Source organism: Phyllobacterium myrsinacearum (assembly GCF_002980555.1).
Lineage (GTDB): Bacteria > Pseudomonadota > Alphaproteobacteria > Rhizobiales > Rhizobiaceae > Phyllobacterium > Phyllobacterium myrsinacearum.
Genome location: NZ_PVBT01000005.1, coordinates 387,786 through 411,990 on the forward strand (window position 1 = coordinate 387,786; position 24,205 = coordinate 411,990).

Here is a 24,205-nt window from a genome sequence, read left to right on the forward strand (position 1 = left end):
GGTGGAAATGAGTTTTGGGCCGGTTTCTTCACGCACCACCATTCAGGACGGCGTTTATCAGCAATTGCGCCAGGCCTTGATGAATGGACAGTTCGACCCTGCTCAAAGCCTGACCATCGCCGGATTGGCCGAGACATTCGGCACCAGCAACATGCCGGTGCGTGAGGCGCTTCGCCGCCTTGCCGCAGAAAATGCGCTGGAGATTGCCGCGAACGGCTCAGCACGGGTTCCCATCGTTACCGTGGCAAGGCTGGACGATCTTTGCCGTGCGCGCATTGCCGTGGAAGCTTTGGCAACGGAACTTGGAGCCCCGCTTTTAACGGAAGCGGATCTCGAGATTCTCGAAAAGATCGTTGCGGAGCAGCGGGCAATCGGCCGCCAGGAAAATATCTACACGCTCATCGGTAAGAACCAGCAATTTCATTTCACCATATACCGGGCTTCCGGGTCCGACGTCCTCAATCAGCTCATTGAGACATTATGGCTGCGTTTCGGACCTTACATGCGCATGCTCTCGACCCATGTGGCACCCTTGATCCGCGCGGGCGAGTCGGAACCATCCGGACGCCACGCCACCATTGTCGAGGCCCTGCGGCAGAAGGACTTCGCCCGCGCCAGGGACGAAGTCATTGCCGATATTCGCGCGACGCAGGATGTCTTGCGCGCTCTTTGCCCGAAATAGCAGGCAGCGTTCACAGACGCTGATACCGCGCAAGCAGATCCACCAGCGTCTTGGCATTGATCGCATCGACCCGGACCCGGTCATATGACGTGCCCCCGAGGCTTTCCGCCGCCAGCATCGCATTGACGACAGCCTCTTCAACGCAATCGACAACAGCCGAATAAATTGGGTCAAACTGTTCGTCATTGATGATCTCGAGCGGCAGGTGTGTGCCGGACTTGTGACGCATCGGCTGTTTGTTGGCCGTTGAGAAGGCGAGGAAAATATCGCCTGAATTGTTGCCGCCCGGCGTGCCGTTACGGCCAATTCCGATGGTGCAGCGGCGTGCAATGCGTTTAAGCTGGTGCGGTGCCAGCGGCAGATCGGTTGCCACGACGACAATGATCGATCCGCGCTCCCTGAGCTGGCTGGCTGGCGTGCCGTCACGCAGATGTTGTCCAACCGGAACGCCGCAGATCGTCAGCCAGTCACGCTGGCCGTGATTGGCCTGCACCAGCACGCCCAGCGTGTATTCTGTTTCACCAATTTCCACGACGCGGGAGGACGTTCCAGTTCCGCCCTTGAAGCCATAGGTGATCATTCCGGTGCCCCCGCCGCTGTTACCCTCGGCAACGGGACCGGCAGCCGCAGAATTCAACGCGGAAAATACGTTCTCTGCCGTCACATGCTGGCCATTGATGTCATTGAGCAAGCCATCATAGGTTTCCGCAACGACCGGCATCACCCACAACAGGTCTCTGGCATTATAGGTATCGGGATAACGTTCAAGCATCCACTTGATCGCGGCATGATGGGCAATCCCAACACTGTGCGTGTTCGTCAGCAGGACCGGCCCTAGAAAATAGCCGCCATCCTCGATCCAATGCGACCCGGTCATCTCGCCATTTCCGTTGTACCGGTGGATACCGGCATACACGATCGGAGGCTCGGCATCCTCGGCATGCGGTATGATTGCCGTCACGCCCGTGCGTACCGGCAGCTGGCGGCCTGCCCGTGGCGCATTCTCGATGATCGTCTCGAACCCCACCTTTACGCCCCTGACATCGGTGATCGCATTGAATGGCCCGGTTCTTCCCTTGAAAGGCAATCCCAGCTCACGAGCGCGCGGAGTTTTATTGTCGTTTGTCATGATTGTGTCTCGTCGTTCAGGATTTTTGGCGGGACCGGAAATAGAGGCCCAAAGAGGCGATGATGACAGAGAACATCAGCATCATCACCGCAATGGCATTGATTTCCGGCTTTATTCCACGGCGCATCATGGAAAAGATGAACATCGGCAGTGTCGTAACGTCGACGCCGGCGATGAAATAGGTAATGACCAGATCATCCATCGAAATGATGAATGCCAGGAGTGCCCCGCCGATGATCCCCGGCATCAGTTGAGGCATGACCACGCGCCTGAACGTCATCCACTCATTGGCTCCAAGATCGGCCGAGGCGTGTTCGAGCGTGCGGTCCATGCCGGCAAGACGCGCCGAAACCACAATGAACACATACGAAATCAGAAACGTGCACTGGCCGATGATGATGGTTCCGATGCCAAGGTGAATTCCGGCCGAAACAAAGAAGATGAGCAGCGCAATTCCAAGCACGATATCCGGCATAAGCATGGGCAAGAACAGGAGAACGCGATAGAGCCTCTTGCCGAAGAAATGGAAACGGTGCACCGCCAATGCGGCGGCTGTGCCGAAAAGCGTGGCGACCGCCGTCGTTGAAAGCGCGATCAGCAAACTGTTGCGCACCGCCTGAAGCAGTTGATCCGTCGATTCCAGATAGAGTGCGTTCTCCGAAATCGTCGTCTTGAAGCCGAGAACCTGAGCGTACCACTCCGTGGTAAAGCCGGACCACGTCATCATGTTCACGGGATTGGCGTTGAAGGAGTAAACCATGATCAGAAACAGTGGCAGGTAAACAAAGACAAAGAACAGCACGGTGTAGAATGCGAGGATGCTGCGTCCGATCGATCTGATGAGTTTCATGATTATCTCCTACCGGCCGGGTGCAGGGATTTGGCTGCCGCGGCTTTCCTGCCGGACATAGAAGAACAGGAGGACAAGCATGACACTCATCACAAGCATGGCCAGCGCGGACCCGAACGGCCAGTTTCGGGCGGACAGAAACTGCTGTTCGATGAGGTTGCCGAGCATCTGAACCTTCGCGCCGCCCAGAACCGCCGGGACGACAAAGTTCCCAAGCGCCGGGATGAACACGATGATCGAGCCGCCGACGATACCGGGCAGCGTGAGCGGCAGGATGATCCGCAGGAAGGTTCGGACCGGACCCGCTCCCAGATCCTGCGATGCGCGGACGAGCGACCAATCAAGTTTTTCGACACTTGCATAGACGGGCATGAACATGAACGGAATGAAGATATAGACCATGCCGACAATGATCGCGCCGTCGGTATAGATCATCTCGAGCGGCCGATTGATAAGACCTGTTTTCAGCAGAAGCTCATTGATGAGACCAGTTTGCCGCAGGAGCAGAACCCACACAAAAAGCCGAACGATCAGACTTGTGAAGAATGGCAGCGTGATGAGGAACAGGCTAATATTCTTCCAGCGCTCGGACAACCGGCTTATCTGGAACGCGGCGGGATAACACACCAGAAGCGTAACGATGACCGTCAGGGCTGCAATTCTGATCGACCGGAGAAAGATCGCGATATAGATCGGATCGTATTCCTCAAAAGCCGGATCAGCGAACCCGAGAATGCGCCCGAAATTGTCAGGGTAGAAGTGCCATTCGACGCCGCCATAAAGACCCGGCGCCAGAAAACTCGTCACCATCATGATGAAGAGCGGCCCAAGGAAGAAAATGGCAAGGAACAGGCTCAAGGGGCCCAGCAATGTCCCGAGTTGAAGGCGGTCGCGCGTCTGGAGATTCATGCGGAAGCCCCTCCTTTGGCATTGCCGGGCATGAGATGGACGGCAGCGGGATCATAGGTCAGCACGGCCTTGCGCTCCTGTTCCACCGCTGCAATCCTTGCCGTATAGGCGGCCGGGATGATCGCCGACAATTTGCGGCCCCGCGCGGTGCGCCCCAACAATTCGAATGACGATCCGACGAACACGATCTGTTCGACCTCGATTTCGATGGAAGGATCCGGCGTACCGGCTGCGGAAAGCGAGAGCTGTTCGGGACGGATCAGGGCGGTCACGGGATTGCCGCCGTGGAACGCCTCGACACCATGCAGGCAATGAATGACATCGCCTTCTCCCGTCACCACGGACTGCCCGCTGACGGTTCCCTCAAAGAGATTGCTTGCCCCTATGAAGCTGGCAACAAAGGCATTGGCTGGCTTGTCATAAATCTTGCGCGGTGTATCGAGCTGCTGGATCGTGCCGCCCTGCAGAACCGCAATGCGATCCGACATGGTCAAGGCCTCCTCCTGGTCATGCGTGACGAAAATGAATGAAATACCCAGTTCATGCTGGAGCGTCTTCAATTCGATCTGCATGGCTTGGCGCAGGTTGCGGTCAAGCGCCGACAGGGGTTCGTCAAGCAACAGCAATTTTGGCCGGGCAACGATGGCACGCGCCAGGGCAACCCGCTGCTGCTGGCCGCCCGAGAGCTGGCGCGGACGCTGGCTTCCCAGATCTTCAAGGCCGACCATGCGCAGAGCCGCATCGACGCGCTGCTTGCGTTCGCCCTTGGGAACGCGGGCAACCTCCAGCGCATAACCGGTATTCTCACCCACGGTCATGTGCGGAAACAGGGCGTAATTCTGAAAAACCGTGTTGACTGGCCGCCGATGCGGCGGCGTATCGACCACGTTCTCCCCGTCGATCATGAGGCGCCCCGTATCCAGCGCGACGAATCCATTGATCGCCTGAAGCAATGTCGTCTTGCCACAACCCGATGGTCCCAGCAGCGTCAGAAATTCGTTGCGCCGAACGTCAAGATCGATCCCGTTCAAGGCATTGATCGTCCGGCCTCCCGGAAGCGAAAATGACTTTCGCGCATTCTCCATTCGAACAATGGAATCCTGCATCTTGTGTTCCCCTTTGGCATGTTACTTAAATAACTCTTGCGCCTTTCTGATATAGAGATATCATTTAGCACGTGAAGTCAACGGCTCGTCAGAAGCCGGCACGAGACACGCAAGGGAACCAAGAACAGGCACAAGGTGCCGAATGAGGAGAACGGAAAGATGACCCAAAAAAGTTACGCATCCGCGCTCGGCACAGTGCGCCGGCATGCATTCATTGCCGTGATGACCGGCACCATGCTGGCCAGCTGGAGCGCGGGCGTTCACGCAGCCGATCAGTTGAACATCTATAATTGGGGTGAATACATCAACCCCGAAGTCCTGAAGAAATTCGAGGACGAAACCAAGATAAAGGTCAATCTCGCCACATACTCGTCGAACGAGGAAATGCTTGCCAAGATTCAGGGCGGCGCGACGGGATACGACATCGTGTTTCCCTCGGTGCACATGCAGGACATCATGGCCAAGCTCGATCTTCTGCAAAAGACCGATATCAATCAGTATGAAGGCTTCAAGAATATCGATCCGTCGTTCCTGCGCACCAAGAGCGACACAAAGGGCGAATACTGCCTGCCCTATGCCTGGGGTTCGGTCGGAATCATGTACAATCGCAAGATTCTCGGCAAGGACATCACCGGATGGCATGATTTGCTGGCGACGGTGAAAGAGAAGAAACTGAAGTTCACGCTGCTTGACGATATGCGCGAAGTGCTTGCGGTTGGCCTCATCCTCAATGGCAACACTATCAATTCCACCGATCCCAAGCAGTTGCAGCAGTCGGCCGATACGATCATAGCGATGAAACCGCAGGTCGCAGCATTCACCTATGACTCACGGCCGTTGGTGCAGTCGGGCGATGTTGCGGCGGCGCATTTTTTCGTCGGCTCAATGGTTGACGTGTTCGGCAATCAAAAAGATCTGGGCTATGTTATCCCGGAAGAAGGAGCCACCATGTATCAGGAAGACATGTGCGTGCTCAAAAGCGCGCCAAACAAGGACAATGCGGTCAAGTTCATGCAGTTCTACACCCGGCCGGAGGTTGCGGCCCTGAATGTCTCCCAACAGACCAATGGCACGCCCAATGTCCCGGCCCGGGCATTGACACCGGACAGGATCAAGAACAGCACGGAAATCAACCCGACGGCAGAGACGATGAAGCGGCTGCAGATATTTGAAGATCTCGGCGCAAACCTGCGTCAGGTCGACCGGGTCTGGACCCGGGTCAAAACTGCGCAGTAAATAGACCTATCCGGCCAGCAGACCAACCTGGCCGGAACCCGGCCAAGATGGAGGAGCCGCCCATGAGCAAGCTCATACTGGAACGCGTCAGGCACCAAGAGATGCGGCAATCCAATTCCGACAAGCTGATTTCGAGCTATCTCGAACGCAACATCAATGAATTGCCGTTTGAAACCGCACGGTCAATTGCCGGCAGGGTCGGTGTCAGCCCCATGACCGTGGGCCGTTATCTGCGGCGCCTGGGTTTTGAAGGCCTTGACCAGCTGAAGGATGAACTCAGGCGCGGGAACAGCAATCCCGCATGGCAGGTCAAGGGACCTCTCGAAGGCCTGCAGGCAGATATTCGCGATGGCGAATTGCTGGCCGGCCTTATCAAACAGCAGATCGACAATCTTGGCCATATCTACGAACTGACAACGAAGGCCGAATGGCGGCAGGCTGTGACGACGCTGATCGAGGCCCAGGAGGTCTATGTGGCGGCTTTTCAGAATGTACGCGGCATCGCCCAGTATTTCGCCGCCCAGCTTTCCTATGCGCGGCCGCGGGTGGAATTCATCGATGGTCTCAACGGCACCTATGCCGAACTGCTCGACGGTTCCGTGGAGAACCGGTGCCTGTTTCTTTATGATGTGCGCCGGTTCGCGGCAAAGGCACGTCCCTTGGCCATCGAGGCCCGCAAATCCGGCGTCAAGGTCATTCTGTTGACCGATGAGTTCTGTCCGTGGGCGGAAGACGTGGCTGATGTCGCCCTCATCCTCCCCGGCGCTCACGGGCCACTATGGGATGGCGCGGCAACCATCACCGCCGTTCTGGACCTGATGGTAAGCAATATCATCGTTCTCCTCGGCGAACAGGTGAATGAACGCGTGGCCAATCTGACGAGGCTGCAGAATTGCTTCGGCGACTTCGAGGCGTGATGCTGACCCGGTTCGATGATGCCGCCCGGCAAACCTAAAGTTGTATCGAGGCTGTTTTCAGATCGGCGTATTTGTCGAGCGCACGCAGCCGGTCTCCGGCTGGCGCGCTGCTCCTGGAAAAGCAGCTAAGGTCTGTTCATGAGACGCGCCAGCTTGAGAACCTCATCCTTTCCCAGATAATGCGGCCCGTCGAAAAGATAGATGTCGTACCCTTGCATGGCCGCGATTTGCGGCAGCAGTTCTTCCGCCGTCGCCGCCCGAAATTTCCCGCCAGACAATGGCCGGAAAGCTTCCACAATCACTTTGACCCGGTCACGGCCCAGGGTCTTTTCAAGCACATCCGCATATTTCCGCGCTGTCGCCGGGCTGCGCGCTTCCACCCCGACACCATCCTGAAGGAAAACCCCGACGTCGCGGGGAAGCCAGCTTTCCAGCCAGTTTGCCAGTGGCCGGGCTCCAATATTGGCGCTGTCATAAACACTGATCCAGAGCGGACGCGGCAGCAGTGCCAGCGCCGCTTTCATTGTTTCCGGGGCCTCTTTCCACGTGGGGTCCACCTCCACGGGGAAATAATATCCCCCGATGCTGAGGGGCAGGGAAGTCTTCGCCAATGCGGCGGATTCCCTTGCCAATGGCAGGGCATTCTCCCGCGCCCGCTTCTCATCGAAATAACCAGCCAACCCCAGGATGACATGTTTTGCCCAGGGTTCGCGGGAAATCCGCAGCCAATCGGGTTGTTTCATTCCGGCTTGGCCCTTGCCGGCAAAGCTGACATCATCCACCCTGCTCCACTGGATGAGCAGATGATCGGCACCCAGTTCCTGCCAGTTTCCGGCAATATCGACAGTGGCATTGTCGACCTGCCAGACGATGCCTGAAACGGAAAGGCCGCCACGCCACCATCGCTCTGCAAGCATGTTCCCTCCGGAAAGCCAGACAATCAGTCCGAGCATGGCAGCGATGAGCAGCCAGATGGCCGTGCGGATGAGATAGCCGGGCATCAATAAGCCACGCTCAATCCGGCAAAGACCCCTCCAGCCCGGTCATCGCCCGCCACCCTGACCCGATATTGCACGGTGAGGTCGACATAGGACATCGGCGCCCGGTATTTGTCTTCACGAAACCAGTAACGCGCATTGAGACCCGGGCCGGCACCCAGCGCGAATTCATTGGCAAGATCGCTGTCGAAATTTGCCGCGACCGCCACGAAGGGGGTCAGCACCAGATGATCGTCGATCGAATCCATGCGGAAACTGCGGCCGAGCCGGGCCTCGCCATTGGCGATATTCTGGCCTGACTCTACATAGCGGCCGGCCTCCGCGTAATATTGCCCGGTCCACCAGGCAGGCACATCCACCCGCAAATCCGTACCGAAACCGTCCGAAAGCGCCGCGCGCAGGAGCGTGTCGTTGCGGCTGTACTTGCCGATCTTGAACAGCTTGCTTGCTTCCAGCACGAAGTTGTAGCGGCTGAACGGCTTCCAGCGCGCGCCGACGCTGCCCTGCGTGGTGGAAAAACCAGTGGGGCCGTTCAGTGAATCCGTCAGCGTCGTGAACTGCCGGGCGAAAAACTCGAAAGTTGCCCCATCCCGGTAGCCGATAACCGGGGGCCGCCAATACACTTCCGAACCCAGCTGCAGAATGCGGCCGCTGTTGCTCAATGGCTGGAATGTGCCATTGGATACACCGCTGCTGCCATAGCTCAGCGTCGAATAGGCCCCGAATTCCCGGGTGAGATCAGCCGTTTCGCGCCGCAATCCGAACAGCGCCTGCGGCTCGAGATTGAATTCCCCCTGCTCCTGCGCATCGATGGCCTGGTGCAGCAGGGAAACCGCTTCTTCATTGCTGTAGACACGGCGGGCGGCATAGGCCGCATCAATGAGCTGGGAACCATGCAGCTCTCCTTTGCGCTTCGCCAGTTGAAAGGCCTCATGGGCCGTCGCGTCGTCACCCGCCTGCGTGGCAAGATAACCAAGACTGACGGTGTTGAGCGTTGCGAACTGTCCCGCAGCCCTTGATGCCGCAAACAGTCCGGCTGCTTCCCTCTTCTTGTTTTCAGCATTGAGCAAGCCAATCCTGGCGGCAGCCACTTCATCGCGCTCCGGCGGTGTTGCTGCCATCTGCTGCGCCCGCGCCAGGGCAGCTTCTGCGCCCGCGAAATCCTTCATGAGCTGCAACGCGCGGCCGCGCCGGATCCAGACGGCATATTCTGCAGAAGCGCCAAACGGCTGCAATGCGGCAAAGGCCGCTTCCGGATGGGAGGACGCCAGCGCTGCATCGGCAAGGGCGAGGCGCAGGAACCGCTTGCTGTCTTTGCTGCCTGGAAGCTGCAAGGCCGCGCTGAAGTCATCAAAAGCGCCCTTTTGGTCACCCAGCCCCGCCTTCAGGACACCGCGTTGCCGCAGCAGATCGGACGTGCGCCCGAAACGGCTTATGGCTCGGCCGGTTTCGACAAGTGCGTCGGATTGCCTCCTGTTCTGTACCAATGTCTGAATGAGCAGGAGACGGAAATTGCGATTGTCCGGCGCCCGCCTGACCGCTTCGCGCGCGAAGCCGAGCGCTTCGCCATAGCGCTGCCTGCGGATTGCCGCATAGGCGGCATTGGCCGCCCGATCCGCGGGGGACTGTACCGATGCCTGTGCCGCGGATGTGTCGAGCGCGCGCTGACGGATCGCCAGTTTCTGTGCCGCAAGCGCATTGGCAAGCAGCGTGTGATAGGCCGCATTGGACGGATCAAGGTCAACGGCCTCCCGGGCCTTGCTGACGGCCGTGTCATAGTCGCGGCGATCATAGGCGCGATAGGCGGCATCGGCAGCCTGGTACGCCGGCGTCGCTTGCGACGGCGCGCCGCTTCCCTGCGCCGGAGATGCGTTTACCGGCGGCTCGGACGGCTTTTTGTCCGTAACCGCCAAATTCTTCAGCGCCGCGCGGGATGCGGGAGACAAGAGAGGGTCGTCTGCCGCCTGCAGCGCTTCCCTTCGCGCATCCTCACTCTGCCCGGCTGCCGCCAGGGCCTGCACCAGCAGCGTGCGCAAGCGCCCCACATCGGGCCGTTGGCGGATGGCCTCGCGAACCCGTGCAGCGGCAACGCCATAATCGTGGCGGGCAAAGGCATCGTAAGCTTCTTTGGCAATCTCATAGGCAGGACCGGTCAACGGCAGTTCGTCTTCGGTGCTGCCCGCTTGCGGTGCACTGTTCCCAACGCCTTCGCCCGCAGTCTGCGCACGTGCCGGCAGGGTTGCAGCCGTGCCTTGGAGGAGCGCCAGCAGTAAAGCCAGACCACAGGAATGGAGCCTCGTTCTGTGCTGATTCCCGGAGAGACCGAAGGCGGCTGCAGTCCTTCCCATCAGCGCTTTTCCTCCACCGGTCCCGCATGCCCTCGCGCTGCGCGCTGCTGTTGTTCCCTCAACGCCCATTGCAGCGCATCTTCCGAAATGATGTTCTGTGTCACGAGGTAGCTGCCCACCAATCCATCCCGTTCCGGCGAATATTTCATCATCGCCTGTTCAAAAGCCGGCCGCGAAACATCCCCACGTTCAACCAGCAAATCGCCAAGGAGCGGAACATTGGCATCGAAATGCCGGGCCCCCGACGCTCCGCCCCTGCTCTTCTCGGTGAGAAGACGCAAACCAGCCGTCACATCCCTGTCGCGCACGATGAACTGCTGCGGCACGTAACCCAAGGCCGCGCGGACCTGCTCCTGCGCAATGTCCTGCAACGGGGACGCCATTGCGAGGCGAATCGTGCCTTCATCACCGTCCGGCAATGCGAGAATGCGCCAACGGATGCTCAATTCAAGCGGAAGCTGGTGCTTTGCCGCAAGAATTTCTTCTTCACTGATCGAGGTCAGGTCCAGTCCGGCGTGAAAGGCAATCGCCTCGGCCAGAATATCTTCGGTAAGCCATCCCTCCTCGACCAGAATGCGGCCGAAGGGAGCATGCCGCTCGCTTTGCTTGTCGAGCGCCGCCTGAAGATGTTTTTCATCGATCGCCTGCCAGGACACCAACAGTTCACCCAGCTTGCGGCGTTCCGAAACCAGACCGTCGCTCGAGGGAAAGTCATGCATCGTCTTGTCCCAGACGAGACGTGTGCCCATGATAAGGTGCGACAGATACTGTTTCCACGCGCGCGACATCGCCATGAAGTTCACGAAATTGCCGACAACCATGCGCGGGATCGACAGGAGCCCATGTTCCCAGCCAAAGGTGCGGGCGGTGAAATAGAACCGCTGTATGATGCGCAAGGTCAGCGCAATGGCATTCAGGCCCAGGAGAATGCCAATCCAGCTATTGGTGGCCATCAGCGGCGGATAGCTCTCCGCCAAAAAACCCGTCATGTAGGCGAATTGGAACAAAAGATATTGTGCGACAAGTACATAGGCGAAAATTGCCACGAATGCGGTCACAGCTCCCTTGCGGTCGCGCAGGAGAAAATAGCGGTCGGCAAGCGAGCCGTGCCAGCCGAAATAGGCCCACCCCTGAAAGCAGATACCCAGCGACCAGCGCGCTTTCTGGCGATAGGATGTGCGGAACGTATTGGGGAAATACTCGCGCACGCATAACGGCATCCGCACGACACTTTCCCTCGCCTTGCCATAGCCGAACCAGGTCGCGCTCTTGACGCGATACTCGACCGGGAATCGTGCCAGAATGGAATGCATACCATGCGCGGCCAGCCGCACGCCGATATCGTAGTCTTCCGTCAGCGTTTGTGTATTGAAGGGCTGATTGTCCGTCTCGGCGGACAGTGTGAGAAGCGCGCGCCGGGAAAAACATGTGCCGACACCAGCCGACGGCACCGTCTTGGCCAGACTTTCCCGCACCACGAGATCCTTGCCGTGCCACTCGGCGAATTCGTCCATATAGACACCTGCGACAAGTTCGTACCAGTTCCGCTCCAGCGATGCGACGGGTATCTGGATCAGGTCCTTGCGGGGCAGGAGGTAGTTGAAGAACTGCAATTCCAGCGGATGCAGCACATCTTCACTGTCATGCAGCACCACACCGGCATAGCTGATGTGCTGTTTCGCCTCCTGGGCGAAAATCGCCTGCACCACCCAGTTCAGGCAGTCGGCCTTGCAGGTCGGTCCGTTATGGGGCACCTCCACGCGCACGAGATGCTTGTACCGGCGGCGCATGCGCTCGACTTCGGTGATGGTGGCAGAGTCATTGCAATAGGTCCCGACAAAAATGGTGTAGGCCCTGTAGTCGAGCACTTTCACCATGTTCTCCAGCATGGAGGCGATCACGTCATATTCCAGCCAGGCCGGTATCATGATCGCGATGTGCTGCTCCGGCTTGAGACGCAGCTGTTCGGGCAGCAATGGCTTGTAGTGCCGTTTCGCCGACAGGCCCCGCCGGATTTCGCGGAACCAGTACCATCCGTCGATGAAGAGGTCATCGATGCTGGAAAGAAGAATAATGACGGCAAATACAATTACGGAATATTCCAGCCACCGGTAATAGTCTGCCATCAGATAGGGCCAGTAGAGCGACATTCGGCGGGTGTGCCTTATGCCTGATCGCTACCCGCGCGCTTCCTTGCACGCTGTGCAAGAAGGAGCAGGAGGAGGAACGCCGCAATAATGATGACGGTAATCAGCCAGGAAAGATTGTGTGCCCAGAAATCGGGATCAAGGAGCTTGCTCCAGGTGAAGGGCTCATTGCTTGCCCCCTGACTGCCATCTTCGTTCAAATAGAGCGGAACACCGCTGCTGCTGGTCGAAGCCAGGATTCCCTCCTGCCCCAGAACGGCGATATCCCCGCGGGCAAAGCGAAACGGGGCGTCGAATTGCGGCCCCTGGCCGATGGTCCGGTAGCTGATACCGGGCTGTTTCATGTCCGTGACGGCCTGCAACACCGCGATGCGGTCAAGACCCGATACGTCGTAGAAAATATTGCCCTTCTTGTCCGCGATGGAGACCCGGTCTCCGGCCACCTTCACCGCCTCGGCAGCGCCGGCCACGGCGACGTCGAAGGCGAGAAACGGCTTTTGCGGCGTCAGGGATGCATTGGTGGCGCTGGCGCTGAAATCGGCACGCGCCGGCGATACTCCAGCCGCATCAGCCACATGGATTACAGCCGGCAGGGTTCTTGTCGCTATTGCCTGCCAGGCCTGCGGAACCATGACGACGGAATCGCCCGAGAGCTGGCTGACCATTCCGGAGAAGTCCTGGGCTGCCGGGGCGGATTTGAGCCATATCCGGCTGCCGGGCAGGACAGCGGCCGGAAAAGCCTGCGGCACTTCGCGGCAATTGTCGCTTGCCGGCTGGCGCTGGAACTGCACCCGCACGGTGTTGCGGGGCAAGAGGGTGTAGGATGGCACGGCCACGGAAATGCGTTCGGGTTTACCGTCGGCGGCGAGGCGCTTGGCGCCGAGGAGATAGTCATTGATGAATACGGAAGCCACCGGCGACGTGGCCGTTGCACCGGGTGCGGCGGCCACTTCGATATCCATGGTCGATGGTACCTTGCCGGCAAAAAGCCCTGCCCCCATGTCGAACGTCGTCGTCCAGTCACCGCGGGCGACAACATCGAGATTGCCCGCCGCCTGATCGATCGCACCGAGCGCGACACTGTCCGCGCCAATTTCGGGCTTGCCGACCGTATTGAGAACCAGGCGGCTTGCAAGAGCGGTGCGCCTCCACAGGGAATCGAAGAGGTTCGAAGCGGCGGCAGCGGCATCGGGGGCGACCGCAATGACCGGGCGGCCCGCCATTGTACGGATCTCTACAGCCTTGGGCCCGGCCGGTTGCAGCAGCGTATCATTGCGGGTCGAAAGCGCATCGAGCACTCCCGCGGCCGCGGGATCAGCCTTGGCCAATTCACCGGCCACCGCGTCAAGCGCCGCCTTGAGCCCGGCGGCCAGCGCCGGATCGGCCACGGCAATATGGGCCCGCACTTGCGGTGCATTGAGAAGCAAAAGCGCTCCGACTTCCGCGTCGCTTGAAAGGGTGATTTTTCCGCCTTTGGCGAGCGCCGCAAACGCCGGAACGGCGGCAAGCGGCGCCGGAATGTCCAATCCCGTTACATCGACTTCACTGCCCGGCTTCGGCAGGGCCACGATTTCAACGGCCTTACCCGCCCGTTCCAACGCCACGCCCAGACGCCAGGCAGCATCATAGCTGGCGTTTTCAAGCGTATCGGCGGCGATCAGCAGCAGCACCTTGCGCGGCAAGGCCGACCAGGCTCCGGCAATATCCTTCACGCCGGAAGGGTCGTAGCCATAGTCGAAATAGGAATCCGGCGATATCTGCAGCACATTGCCGATGGATCGTTCATCATCGCACAGGAAGCGTCCGGTGACGGACGACCATGCCAGTCCAAGCCGTACAAAGCCGGACGGACGCGGTGCGCCATCCACGCCGATGCGGATATTGGCATCGCCCGCGTCATCGGCCGGCGATCGCGCGGCAACAACATTGCCGTCGAGCGCCAGCGTATAGGTTGTTCGTCCGCCATCCGCACGCAGATAATGGCCGTTGATCACGAGACTTGGTTCGGCAAGGCTCACATTGGCAGGAACGGGAAGGTAGATTTCGCGCCGAGCATCGGTGGAACCGAGCACGACAGGCTGGGTCAGACCAAGATCTTTCAGGCTGATTCTTTCGCGGATCGTTGCGGCTCCGGCGAGCGACTTGACGGCATCGCCAATCTCGCCGGCATTGGCGCAACTGGCCGCAGCGCAGATAAGTGGTGACGACAGAATGATGCGGCGAAGACGAACCAAACAAACCATGATGAACCTGCTTAATTTGAACGTGCCAAACCGAATTCGTCATGCAGCGAATGGAACAACCGCCTTGCCTGCCAAGGCCGCGGCGATCCGCTTCGATGCCATGCCGTCGCCATAGGGATTGAGAATATGGGTAAAGCCGGAATAGTAGCCGGTATCATCCAGAAGGCGTTCCACCTCTCCCTTGATACGCACGACATCCGTGCCCACAAGCCGGACGCCCCCAGCCGCCACAGCTTCCGGCCTTTCCGTGACGTCGCGCATGACCAGAACCGGCTTGCCCAATGAGGGAGCTTCTTCCTGCACGCCGCCGGAATCCGTCAGAACGATGTCGGCCTTGTTCATGAGATAGATGAATGACAAATATTCCTGCGGCTCGATCAAATGAATATTGTGCTGGCCGGATAGAAGCTCATGAACGGGGCCGCTTACGTTGGGATTGAGGTGAACCGGATAAACGATCTGCAGATCGCTGCGGCGCGCAAGTTCCGCCAGCGCCTTGCAGATGTTCAAAAAACCATCGCCAAAGCTCTCGCGGCGATGGCCGGTGACGAGAAGTATGCGGCGCGGGCCGTCCAGGAAGGAAAACTCCGCATCGAGCCGTGTTCTGATTTTCAGATCGCTCCGGATACGGCCTGCCGTTTCCACCAATGCGTCGATGACCGTGTTACCGGTGACCAGGATTTCGCCGCTCAACCGTTCCGCCTCCAAATTGTCGGCGCTTGTCGCCGTCGGAGCGAAGAGCTTTGCGGCGGCCACATCGATAACGCGGCGGTTGAACTCTTCCGGCCACGGCTTGGCAAGATCATAAGTGCGCAACCCCGCTTCCACATGGCCGATCTTGATATTGCGGTGAAAGGCGGCAAGGCTCGCGGCCATTGCCGTGGTGGTATCGCCATGCACGAGAACGTAGTCAGGCTGTACCTGTTCGAAAATGGCATCAAGTCCGGAGATGACTTTGCCGGCGAGACCATTCAACGTCTGATTGGGTGACATGACGGAAAGATCATAGTCCGGTGTGATGTCAAAGAGGCTGAGAACCTGATCCAGCATCGTGCGGTGCTGACCGGTAACACAGGTTATGGAGTCAATATCTTCTTCAGCGGCAAGAGTTTTGACAACCGGTGCCATCTTGATCGCCTCGGGTCGGGTTCCGAACACCGATAAGACTCTCATGGATCAATCAACCTTTGTGTAGATTCGCTTGGTCCGTCCTTAGACATACCTTAATCTGATCAATCTACCAAGAGGCAGTGCATATGGAGGCCTGCCGGCGGCGAACGGCGTATCATGCACATTGCTGGCTGAAAGCACTCATCCGATCCAGCGCGGCCGGCATCACTTGAGTTTGAAACCGAGAGATTTGACCACTTCCCTGAGCTTGTGCCGGTTCTTCAAGGCTTCCTTTGTGGCAATGCGCCGGCTCATTTGCTCGGTCCAGTCGATCTCCGGCATGCGCTGCTTTCGTTGAAAGCCACGCAGCACATCATTGTAGCCGCTGAAATCCGGCCCGTCGTCACCGGAGCCATATTGCTCACTGTGCAGAACAGCAGCCTGCGGCAGGCGGGGTTTGACGCCGGTCACATCGCTCGGATCCGGATAGCCCACCGTAAGTCCGAAAACCGGAAACACTTCGTCGGGCAGCGCCAGTTCCCGTGCCACGAAGCCCGGATCGTTCCGTATGGCGCCGATATAGCAGGTTCCAAGCCCCAGCGACTCCAGGACGGTGACGGCGTTCTGCGCGGCAAGAGCCGCATCGATGACACCAAGGAGAAAGCTCTCCAGATAGTCGAGGCCGTGCGATGTGGATTGTTGGCCACCGGCAATTCCGCGCAACCGCGACAGGTCCGCCAGCCAGATGAGCAGCAGCGGTGCCTGCTCGATCTGTCGCTGACTGCCGGCGATCGCATTGATCCTGGCTTTGCGCTGTTCGTCGGCCACGGCAACAACACTCCAGGCCTGGAGATTTGAGGAGCTGGGCGCCGATTGCGCGGCGGCTATCGCAAGCTCCAATGTCGCTGCTTCCACGGGCACAGGCAGGTAGGAACGCACGCTGCGGTGTGACAGGATCGTATCGATCGTATCCGTCCATGGGGTACCGGCAAGCTGAGGCTGTTCCGCGCCGTACCGGCGCTGAAGCAGCGAGCCAAGTGCGGCGTCATCGTGTGGTTCGCTGCGATGAAGGGCCTGTCGAGACATGGGACTATCCTGTTGTAGAGCCAAAATTCAATGCGCCGTGACGCGCCAGCGCAGGAGATAGGCTTCACCGGCAGCAGCAAGCCGGTTGAGGAGAAAGCCGACAAGGCCGAGGATGATGACGCCAACCATGACCAGAGCCATATCAAACCGCTCGCGTCCAGCAATAATCAATCCGCCGATGCCGGGGCCAACGGCAAGAAAATACTCGGCACCAACGGTTGCCAGCCAGGAATAGATCAGGCCGAGATGAACGCCAGTGGCGATCGACGGCATGGCGGCGGGCAGGAAGATGCGGGTGACACGCTGCACCGGCGTAAATTTCAACGCACGGCCAACCTCGATCAGATCGCCCGGCACATTGCGCATTCCCTCATAGGTATTCAGAACAACCGGAATGAAGGCGGCAATGGCAACAAATACAATCTTGGCTTGTTCGCCGAACCCGAACCAGATGGAAATCAGCGGTATCCAGGCCAGAAGGGATATTTGCTTGAACCCGTTGAACGAGGGGGTGGCAAGCGCATCGGCCCATCGCGACAACGCCAAAAGGGTGGCGAACACAACCCCGATGGCCGAACCGATGACGAACCCGGCGATGTTGCGAAACAGGCTGGCGGCAAGCTCACCGAACAGGTTGTTATCGACAAGTTCCCGCTTTGCCGTGAGGAAAACATCTTCCAGAGAGGGAAGAAAACGCGCATCGACCAAACCGCTGCGGCTTGCCGCCTCCCAGAAGATCAGCAGCAGCACAGGCAAGGTCAATCCGCGCCTGATCTTCACGGCATTCTGCGTGCGCAAGGCAGCCAGCACGCTCATGCCTCGCCTCTCTTCCAGCGCTGCAGATAGCTTTCGGCGAGATCAAATCCCTTGTCCATCACAAAGCCGACGATACCGATGACAATCATCGCCACGATCACCACATCGAGCCAGAACATCTGGCGTCCCCACACCAAAAGGTAGCCAAGCCCTTCCGACGATGCGAGCAGTTCCACGCCGACAAGCGCGGTCCACGAATGCGTCAGACCATAGCGCACGCCGGTAAAGATCGAGTGCGCAGCACCCGGCAGAACGATCAGGCGCAACGTCTGCAGGCGGCTGAACCGCAAGGCACGGCCGACTTCGACATAGTTTGCGGGAACCGAACGAATGCCGGCCGCGGTATTCAGTGTCATCGGCACCAACGCACCCTTGGCAATGACGATGATCTTCAAGGCCTCGCCGATACCGAAAATCAGCATCAACAGCGGAATCCAGCCCAGGGTCGGGATCTGCGCAAAAGCCAGAAAGAGCGGCCGCACATAGTCATCGACGGTACGGGACAGCCCCATGGCCATGCCCAGGGATAATCCGGCCATCGCCCCGAACAGAAATCCGTAGACGACACGCCGCAGACTCATGCCCGCATGGTAGGCAATTTCGCCGGAGACAATCATTTCCACGGCGGTGGTATAGACATAGGCGGGCGATGGCAGGATCTGCTCGGGCAGCCAGCCGCGGCTTGACGCCAGCCACCAGTACAAAACCAGCATCACCGGCAGGATCAGGCCGATGGCGGCACGCCGCGCGCCGCGCCGGTTTGCCAACCCTTTCCATCCAACCGTCTTGTTGCTGCCGACAGCGCCAGTTGCGCTGCTGGCCATATTGGTAAAGCTGCTCATGCTACGGTCTGCCACCCAATGCTATGCCTGTTCAGGAACCGGCTGGCTTGCCGTCGGCACCATAGGCCTGCCAGAAATTCTGCAGCCCGAGTTTTTCAAGCGAGGCTTTCAGATATTTCGGCTCGAACCATCCATCCGTGCTCACCTCGCGGCGGATCAGCCCGAACGCCTTCGCCTTGACGCCCTGCTCCTGATATTGCGAGACGAGGAGACCGTCGATCAGCGGCGAATTGCGATAAGCGAGCGTATCGTTGCTGAAATAGTCTTCGAGAATGGGAACCGGTGTCCCCGATTTGTGCCAGAGCTCGAACAGCGCGGCACGGTTCGGCTCGTCGGATGACCATTGCGCTGCCTTGACGAACGCATCGACAACGCGCTGCGTGATCTCCGGGTGCTTTTCAATGAAATCCTGCCGCGCAATGATACCGGCATTGCGCCCATAGCGCGGATCCTGCCCCTTGGTCGTATAGATGACCTTGGCATTGCCCTTGGCCGCAAGATTGATCAGCTGCGTATCGCCGAACGCGGCGTCGATATCCTGACTGGTCAGCGCAGCGACTGTACCGGCGCTGTCGAGATTGATGACCTGGATATCCTTTTCCGACAGGCCATTGGCCTCCAGTATCTTGATCGCCGAGAGATGGCCGTTGGTGCCGCGCTGATAGGCAACTTTCTTGCCTTTCAAATCCGCAACCGACTTGATATCCGCGTCCTTGGCCACGGCGAGGTAAAGCGGCTTGCGCGCCCCGCTGGCCAGGAGAAATCTGGTCTTCAGACCGTTCGCCCGGCCGATCAGCGCCGGAAGATCGCCCTGATAGGCGAAGTCAAGCTGATCATTGCTGAACCCCTCATTGACGGCGGGTCCGGCCCCCTTGAAGAAGAACCATTCGATCTTGATGTTGGGATCGTTGGCGAATTCCTTTTCAAGATATTCGCCAGCCCGCGCCGTTGCAGCCGATGTGCCCTCGGCGAAGGGCCGGTTGTCGACGCCGATGGCCGCGTAGCCGACATGGATCGTCAAAGGCTCGGCCGCACGTGCGGGCGCCGCCAGAAGGGAAACGGTGAAGACGGCAAGAGCCGTCCGCCGCAAAATCGTTGAGAACATCAATTCATATCTCCGTTGTGGAAAAAGCCGGCCGTGCTGGTTTGGTGCGATGCGCGGCATGAATGGGGTTGGCGGACGCGGCGGGTCGCCTTGCGGCAGACGGCCGGGTGACCGGCTTCGGCGCTTCGCCGGTCGTGCCGTTGAGAATATCGAGCACCCCGTTGCGGATGGCGGCGAGCTCAGGGGATGTACGCTCGCGCGGATGCGGTAAATCCACCGGTACAATCTGCCGGATCCTGCCCGGGCGCGGCGACATGATCACCACCCGGTCTCCCAGATAGACGGCCTCATCGACATCATGGGTCACCAGCACCATGGTGATCTTTTCCGCGGCCCAGATCTGCTGCAGCTCGCCTTGCAGCCTTGCCTTGGTAATGGCATCCAGCGCTCCGAAGGGTTCATCCAGGAACAGCACATCCGGCCGGTTGACGAGACCGCGGGCAATCCCGGCACGTTGTGCCATGCCGCCAGACAGTTGATGCGGATAGGCTTTTTCAAAACCCGACAGGCCCACAAGCGCGATCTGCTCGCTCACCAGCTCGCGCTTTTCCGCCTTGGAAAAAGCCGCATTCTCCAGCCCGAGTGAAACATTGCGCTCGACGGTCAGCCACGGGAAAAGCCTCGGCTCCTGAAAAACGATCCCCCGGTCAAGGCTGGGGCCGTCAACGCGCCGTCCTCCATGCTCGATCACGCCGTCATGTTCGACATCAAGGCCTGCACCGAGGCGCAGCAGGGTGGACTTGCCGCAGCCGCTCGCCCCGACAATGGTTACGAACTCACCCGCCTTGATATCAAGACTGACATCGTCAAGCGCGGTGAGCGCCGTGCCATTGACGTTGAATCGCCGGGTGACATTGCGGATTTTCAGATGAGCAGGGCTGGTCATGACGCCACCTCTTTCGCTGTCAATCGTTTCATTCGGCGGCAACGGCCGCATGCGCCGGATGCAGCGGCTCGCGCAGTCCGAGATGACTGCGCAAGGTGCGGCCAGCATAGTCCGTGCGGAACAGGCCGCGGCGGCGCAACTCCGGAACGATGTGTTCGACAAAGTCCGTAAGGCCGGCCGGCAGATGCGGCGGCATGACGTTGAAGCCGTCGGCAGCGCCGGTGATGAACCACTCTTCCATCTGGTCGACGATCTGTTCGGGTGTTCCGACAATCTGCCAATGACCGCGCGCGCCTGCCACGCGCAGATACAACTGGCGGATGGTCAGGTTTTCCCGGCGGGCCAGATCAACCAGCAGCTTCTGCCTGCTCTTGCTGCCATTGGTTTCCGTGACCTCTGGAATGGGTCCGTCCAGCGGATATGCCGACAGATCGACATCGCCCGCCATTCCGTTCAGCAGCGATAGTCCCACCGCGGGATGAATGAGTTCCTGGATCTGTTCGAATTTTTCCCGTGCTTCAGACTCAGTCTTGCCGATGACCGGGAAAATACCCGGCATGATCTTCAGAGCGTCAGGCGAACGGCCAAAACGGGCAAGCCTGCCCTTGACGTCGCTGTAGAAGGCGCGCGCATCCTCGATCGTCTGGTGAGCCGTGAATATGACTTCAGCCGTGCGGGCGGCAAGATCCTTGCCCGGTTCCGACGAACCCGCCTGCACGATGACCGGATGACCCTGCGGCGCGCGCGCGACGTTGAGCGGCCCGCGAACCTTGAAGTGCTTGCCGCGGTGATTGAGCAGATGCTGCTTGGCTGGATCGTAGTAGATGCCGCTATCCTTATCGCGCAGGAATGCGTCCTCTTCCCAGGTATCCCAGAGCCCGCGCACGACATCGGCAAATTCCTCGGCGCGCTCATAGCGCTCGGCATGGGCAACATGATGGTCACGGTTGAAATTCTGCGCTTCATCTTCGCTCGCCGAGGTCACAAGATTCCAGCCGGCACGGCCTGCGCTGATATGATCAAGCGAAGCAAACTTCCGGGCAATGTGATAGGGTTCGTTATAGGTGGTGGAAGCCGTCGCGACGAAGCCGACCCGCTCGGTCAGCGCAGCGAGCGCCGAGAGAAGCGTCAACGGTTCGAACTGCGCGACGTAACGGATAGCTGTGCGGCTGAGCGCTTCGGTGTCCGTCCCGCGCGTACCGACACCATCGGCCATGAAGATCAGGTCGAACTTGGCTGCTTCCGCGATCCGCGCCAGCTCCGCATAATGTGCGAAGTTCGACCCGGCATCGGCCTGTGCCTGCGGGTGCCGCCAGGCGGCGATATGGTGCCCTGTCGGATAGAGAAAGGCCCCCAAACTCAATTGGTCTGTCCGTCTGGTCATGGATGCTCCAGGATCAAGAATGAAGCTGGAAGCCTAACCGCCGCGTTTTAATCTCGACAGAAATGGTATTCTTTAAATCAGGAGGTTTCGGGTTTATTGTGCCGATGCGGTAAAAACCCCAGAGAAATTCCAGCCGGTATCGTTCAGTCGGCAACCGCCTTCATGGCGCGCTCGCCGGCAAGTTGGGGTGCACTGCCGGTTGCACGCTGGTCGAATGATCGCCGCGCCTGTTCAACCTCGTGTTCATGCTCCAGCGCCCAGGTGCATAAAGCTCCAAATGGTTCCTTCAGCGTGTGGCCGAGCGGCGTGACACTGTATTCGACGGCAACCGGAGAGATGGGAATGACACGCCGCAATACCATTCCATTTCGTTCCAATCGCCGCAGAGCTTCGGCGAGTGCCTTCTGTGTGATGCCGTCGATGCGGCGCTTTATTTCGTTGAAACGCAGGGGATTGCCACAGAGCAACGACAGAATGAGCACAGACCATTTGTCCGCGATCTGATCGAGCAGAAGGCGGCTGGAACCGTGAACCGTGCACACCGTGTTTCGATTCTCGGTCATGGTGGTTTCCTCCTGTATACCTGATCTACATTAAGTGCCTTATTGACACTAGGTTTACAATATATACCTCAGTACTTCAACACAACCGGAGTACCTATCAATGTCTGCACCGCACGTGGCTGCTCTCTTCAAGCCATTCAAGATCAAATCACTGGAACTTCAGAACCGCATCGTCATGGCGCCGATGACGCGCACATTTTCCCCCGGCGGCGTCCCCGGCGACAATGTGGCCGCCTATTATCGCCGCCGTGCTGAAGGCGAAGTGGGACTGATCCTGTCGGAGGGAACGGTGATTGACCGCCCCGCCTCCAAAAACCACCCGGATATTCCGTTCTTTCATGGCAAAGCGGCCTTGGAGGGATGGGCGCACGTCATCGAAGAAGTGCATGCTGCGGGCGGCAAAATGGGACCGCAGATCTGGCACACCGGATCAACGTCTCATCCGACGACGGACTGGCGTCCGCCATCACCGGTTGAAAGCCCCTCCGGTCTTGTCGGTCCCGGTGAACCGCGCGGCAATGCCATGACGGACGAAGACATTGCCGATACCATCGCTGCGTTCGCGCGGGCAGCCGCCGACGCCAAACGGCTGGGTTTTGATGTGGTCGAAATCCATGGGGCGCACGGCTATCTCATAGACCAGTTCTTCTGGGCAGGAAGCAATAAGCGAACGGATCATTTTGGCGGAGCGACGCTCAAGGAAAGGGCACGATTTGCGGCCGAGGTCGTCAAGGCTGTCCGCAATGCTGTTGGCCCTGATTTCCCTGTTCTCCTGCGCGTCAGCCAATGGAAGCAGCAGGATTACAGCTACCGGCTGGCGGAAACACCGGGCGAGATGGCCGATTGGCTCGTGCCCCTTGCCGAGGCAGGCGTGGACATCTTTCACGCTTCGCAGCGGCGGTTCTGGGAGCCCGAGTTTCCGCAAATCGACGGCGACGAGGGCCTGAACTTTGCAGGCTGGGCAAAGAAACTGACGGGCGCAGCCACCATCAGTGTGGGATCCGTGGGATTATCAGGTGAATTCCTGGCTGCTTTCGGCGGTGAAAGCTCCCAGCCCGAGAGCCTGGACAAACTGGTGCGCCGTCTGGAACGCGAAGAGTTTGACCTGATCGCCGTGGGCCGCGCCCTTTTGAACGATCCCTTGTGGATCAGAAAAGTTCGCGATGGCGACACGCAGAACCTGAAAAGCTTTAGCCCCGCCGCAATGCTGGAACTGGCATAAGCCACCAGCCACACCAATCATCAAAGCCATGACGCAAACGCATCATGGCTTTGACAGCCGGTTGAGATCGAGGGCCTCGCTCAGGCACATGACGACACTGTGAAAGTGTCTGGCGCCCCAACGTGTCTGGTTTCCCTCACTGTGAATGTTTTCACTTATCCACTCGGTTCTTGGGTGAGCGGAGACCTCAACGAACTCTAGTCTGTCGAGACTATTCCATTGTTTTTGTTATGAACTTCGTCTTATTACGCAATTAGATCAGCCTTAGCTTCTTCATTGCTGACTTGGATTGTGGTGAGAGGCTCGTGGATAAGTCTGGAACTATCCAGGTTTACGTTCCCGTCCGGCCTGACTGGGTCTGCGGCCGTCCATCTACCGATTTATCACAGTATTTGTAGTTCTGCTCGGCTGTACAGCATTGGTTTTGAAGGTTTTCCGGTGTCCCCTGCCCTCTCCGCTTTAACTCTTCCACCCTCTCCCCATCCCCGTTTCACCCATCATCGGCATATATAACTGTTCGTTTTCTTGTGACTTGCGAGTTTGTACATGGCGGGTTTTCCGGCGGTGTCACCGCTGTTTGCCGGCCAAGCGGCGCGGTTTGGCCCATGCGATCACGCCCCTGCAAC

Annotated in this window: 20 protein-coding genes; 4 read left to right on the top strand and 16 right to left on the bottom strand. The window is 58.9% G+C overall.

What is annotated here, in order from left to right:
* Positions 1 to 7 precede the first annotated feature (7 nt).
* Entirely contained in the window at positions 8 to 682 is a 675-nt protein-coding gene (locus C5750_RS18295) for a GntR family transcriptional regulator (protein ID WP_105735436.1), read from the top strand.
* Positions 683 to 692: 10 nt separating this feature from the next.
* Here the strand turns inward: C5750_RS18295 and C5750_RS18300 are convergent, their stop codons facing one another.
* The 4 genes from C5750_RS18300 to C5750_RS18315 are packed head-to-tail and all read right to left on the bottom strand — an operon-like array spanning position 693 to position 4,676.
* Entirely contained in the window at positions 693 to 1,811 is a 1,119-nt protein-coding gene (locus C5750_RS18300) for a DmpA family aminopeptidase (RefSeq protein WP_105735350.1), read from the bottom strand.
* A 16-nt stretch (positions 1,812 to 1,827) separates the two neighbouring features.
* Positions 1,828 to 2,661 carry an ABC transporter permease gene (locus C5750_RS18305; protein WP_105735351.1) on the bottom strand — a complete coding sequence of 278 codons (834 nt, stop codon included), beginning with the start codon at positions 2,659 to 2,661 and terminating at the stop codon, positions 1,828 to 1,830.
* A 9-nt stretch (positions 2,662 to 2,670) separates the two neighbouring features.
* Complete coding sequence (locus tag C5750_RS18310) at positions 2,671 to 3,570, bottom strand: ABC transporter permease (RefSeq protein WP_105735352.1); 900 nt, start codon at positions 3,568 to 3,570, stop codon at positions 2,671 to 2,673.
* Positions 3,567 to 4,676 carry an ABC transporter ATP-binding protein gene (locus tag C5750_RS18315; protein ID WP_105735353.1) on the bottom strand — a complete coding sequence of 370 codons (1,110 nt, stop codon included), beginning with the start codon at positions 4,674 to 4,676 and terminating at the stop codon, positions 3,567 to 3,569. The genes C5750_RS18310 and C5750_RS18315 overlap by 4 nt, the downstream gene beginning before the upstream one ends.
* 159 nt (positions 4,677 to 4,835) lie before the next feature.
* On the opposite strand from C5750_RS18315, the gene C5750_RS18320 reads away from it, so the two are divergent.
* Entirely contained in the window at positions 4,836 to 5,912 is a 1,077-nt protein-coding gene (locus C5750_RS18320) for a polyamine ABC transporter substrate-binding protein (RefSeq protein ID WP_105735354.1), read from the top strand.
* Positions 5,913 to 5,974: 62 nt separating this feature from the next.
* Positions 5,975 to 6,829, top strand: a complete 855-nt coding sequence (locus C5750_RS18325) for a MurR/RpiR family transcriptional regulator (RefSeq protein ID WP_105735355.1) — start codon at positions 5,975 to 5,977, stop codon at positions 6,827 to 6,829.
* A 125-nt stretch (positions 6,830 to 6,954) separates the two neighbouring features.
* Here C5750_RS18325 and C5750_RS18330 read toward each other — a convergent pair whose 3' ends face one another.
* The 12 genes from C5750_RS18330 to C5750_RS18385 form a co-directional block, all read right to left on the bottom strand.
* Positions 6,955 to 7,830, bottom strand: a complete 876-nt coding sequence (locus C5750_RS18330) for an alpha-amylase family protein (protein ID WP_105735356.1) — start codon at positions 7,828 to 7,830, stop codon at positions 6,955 to 6,957.
* Complete coding sequence (locus C5750_RS18335) at positions 7,830 to 10,175, bottom strand: NfrA family protein (RefSeq protein WP_158531354.1); 2,346 nt, start codon at positions 10,173 to 10,175, stop codon at positions 7,830 to 7,832. The genes C5750_RS18330 and C5750_RS18335 overlap by 1 nt, the downstream gene beginning before the upstream one ends.
* A complete protein-coding gene (locus C5750_RS18340) occupies positions 10,175 to 12,325 on the bottom strand; it encodes a glycosyl transferase family protein (protein WP_105735358.1) in 2,151 nt (716 codons plus the stop codon). Before C5750_RS18340 ends, C5750_RS18335 begins: the two co-directional genes overlap by 1 nt.
* Positions 12,326 to 12,339: 14 nt before the next feature.
* Positions 12,340 to 14,565 (bottom strand): cellulose biosynthesis cyclic di-GMP-binding regulatory protein BcsB, encoded by a 2,226-nt coding sequence (locus C5750_RS18345; RefSeq protein WP_105735359.1) that lies wholly within the window; start codon positions 14,563 to 14,565, stop codon positions 12,340 to 12,342.
* Positions 14,566 to 14,604: 39 nt separating this feature from the next.
* A complete protein-coding gene (gene wecB / locus C5750_RS18350) occupies positions 14,605 to 15,738 on the bottom strand; it encodes a non-hydrolyzing UDP-N-acetylglucosamine 2-epimerase (protein ID WP_105735360.1) in 1,134 nt (377 codons plus the stop codon).
* Between the two features lie 162 nt (positions 15,739 to 15,900).
* Complete coding sequence (locus C5750_RS18355; protein ID WP_105735361.1) at positions 15,901 to 16,761, bottom strand: NADPH-dependent oxidoreductase; 861 nt, start codon at positions 16,759 to 16,761, stop codon at positions 15,901 to 15,903.
* 27 nt (positions 16,762 to 16,788) lie between these two features.
* Positions 16,789 to 17,577 carry an ABC transporter permease gene (locus tag C5750_RS18360; protein WP_105735362.1) on the bottom strand — a complete coding sequence of 263 codons (789 nt, stop codon included), beginning with the start codon at positions 17,575 to 17,577 and terminating at the stop codon, positions 16,789 to 16,791.
* On the bottom strand, positions 17,574 to 18,419 hold the full coding sequence (locus C5750_RS18365) for an ABC transporter permease (protein ID WP_245421160.1): 846 nt from the start codon (positions 18,417 to 18,419) through the stop codon (positions 17,574 to 17,576). Before C5750_RS18365 ends, C5750_RS18360 begins: the two co-directional genes overlap by 4 nt.
* Positions 18,420 to 18,450: 31 nt before the next feature.
* Positions 18,451 to 19,524 carry an ABC transporter substrate-binding protein gene (locus C5750_RS18370; RefSeq protein ID WP_105735440.1) on the bottom strand — a complete coding sequence of 358 codons (1,074 nt, stop codon included), beginning with the start codon at positions 19,522 to 19,524 and terminating at the stop codon, positions 18,451 to 18,453.
* A gap of 4 nt (positions 19,525 to 19,528) precedes the next feature.
* Complete coding sequence (locus tag C5750_RS18375; RefSeq protein ID WP_105735442.1) at positions 19,529 to 20,410, bottom strand: ABC transporter ATP-binding protein; 882 nt, start codon at positions 20,408 to 20,410, stop codon at positions 19,529 to 19,531.
* Between the two features lie 28 nt (positions 20,411 to 20,438).
* Positions 20,439 to 21,794 (bottom strand): LLM class flavin-dependent oxidoreductase, encoded by a 1,356-nt coding sequence (locus C5750_RS18380; RefSeq protein ID WP_105735363.1) that lies wholly within the window; start codon positions 21,792 to 21,794, stop codon positions 20,439 to 20,441.
* 143 nt (positions 21,795 to 21,937) lie between these two features.
* Positions 21,938 to 22,357, bottom strand: a complete 420-nt coding sequence (locus tag C5750_RS18385) for a winged helix-turn-helix transcriptional regulator (protein WP_105735364.1) — start codon at positions 22,355 to 22,357, stop codon at positions 21,938 to 21,940.
* Between the two features lie 100 nt (positions 22,358 to 22,457).
* Between C5750_RS18385 and C5750_RS18390 the strand changes: the two genes are divergently transcribed.
* Entirely contained in the window at positions 22,458 to 23,579 is a 1,122-nt protein-coding gene (locus tag C5750_RS18390; protein WP_105735365.1) for an NADH:flavin oxidoreductase, read from the top strand.
* Positions 23,580 to 24,205 lie beyond the last annotated feature (626 nt).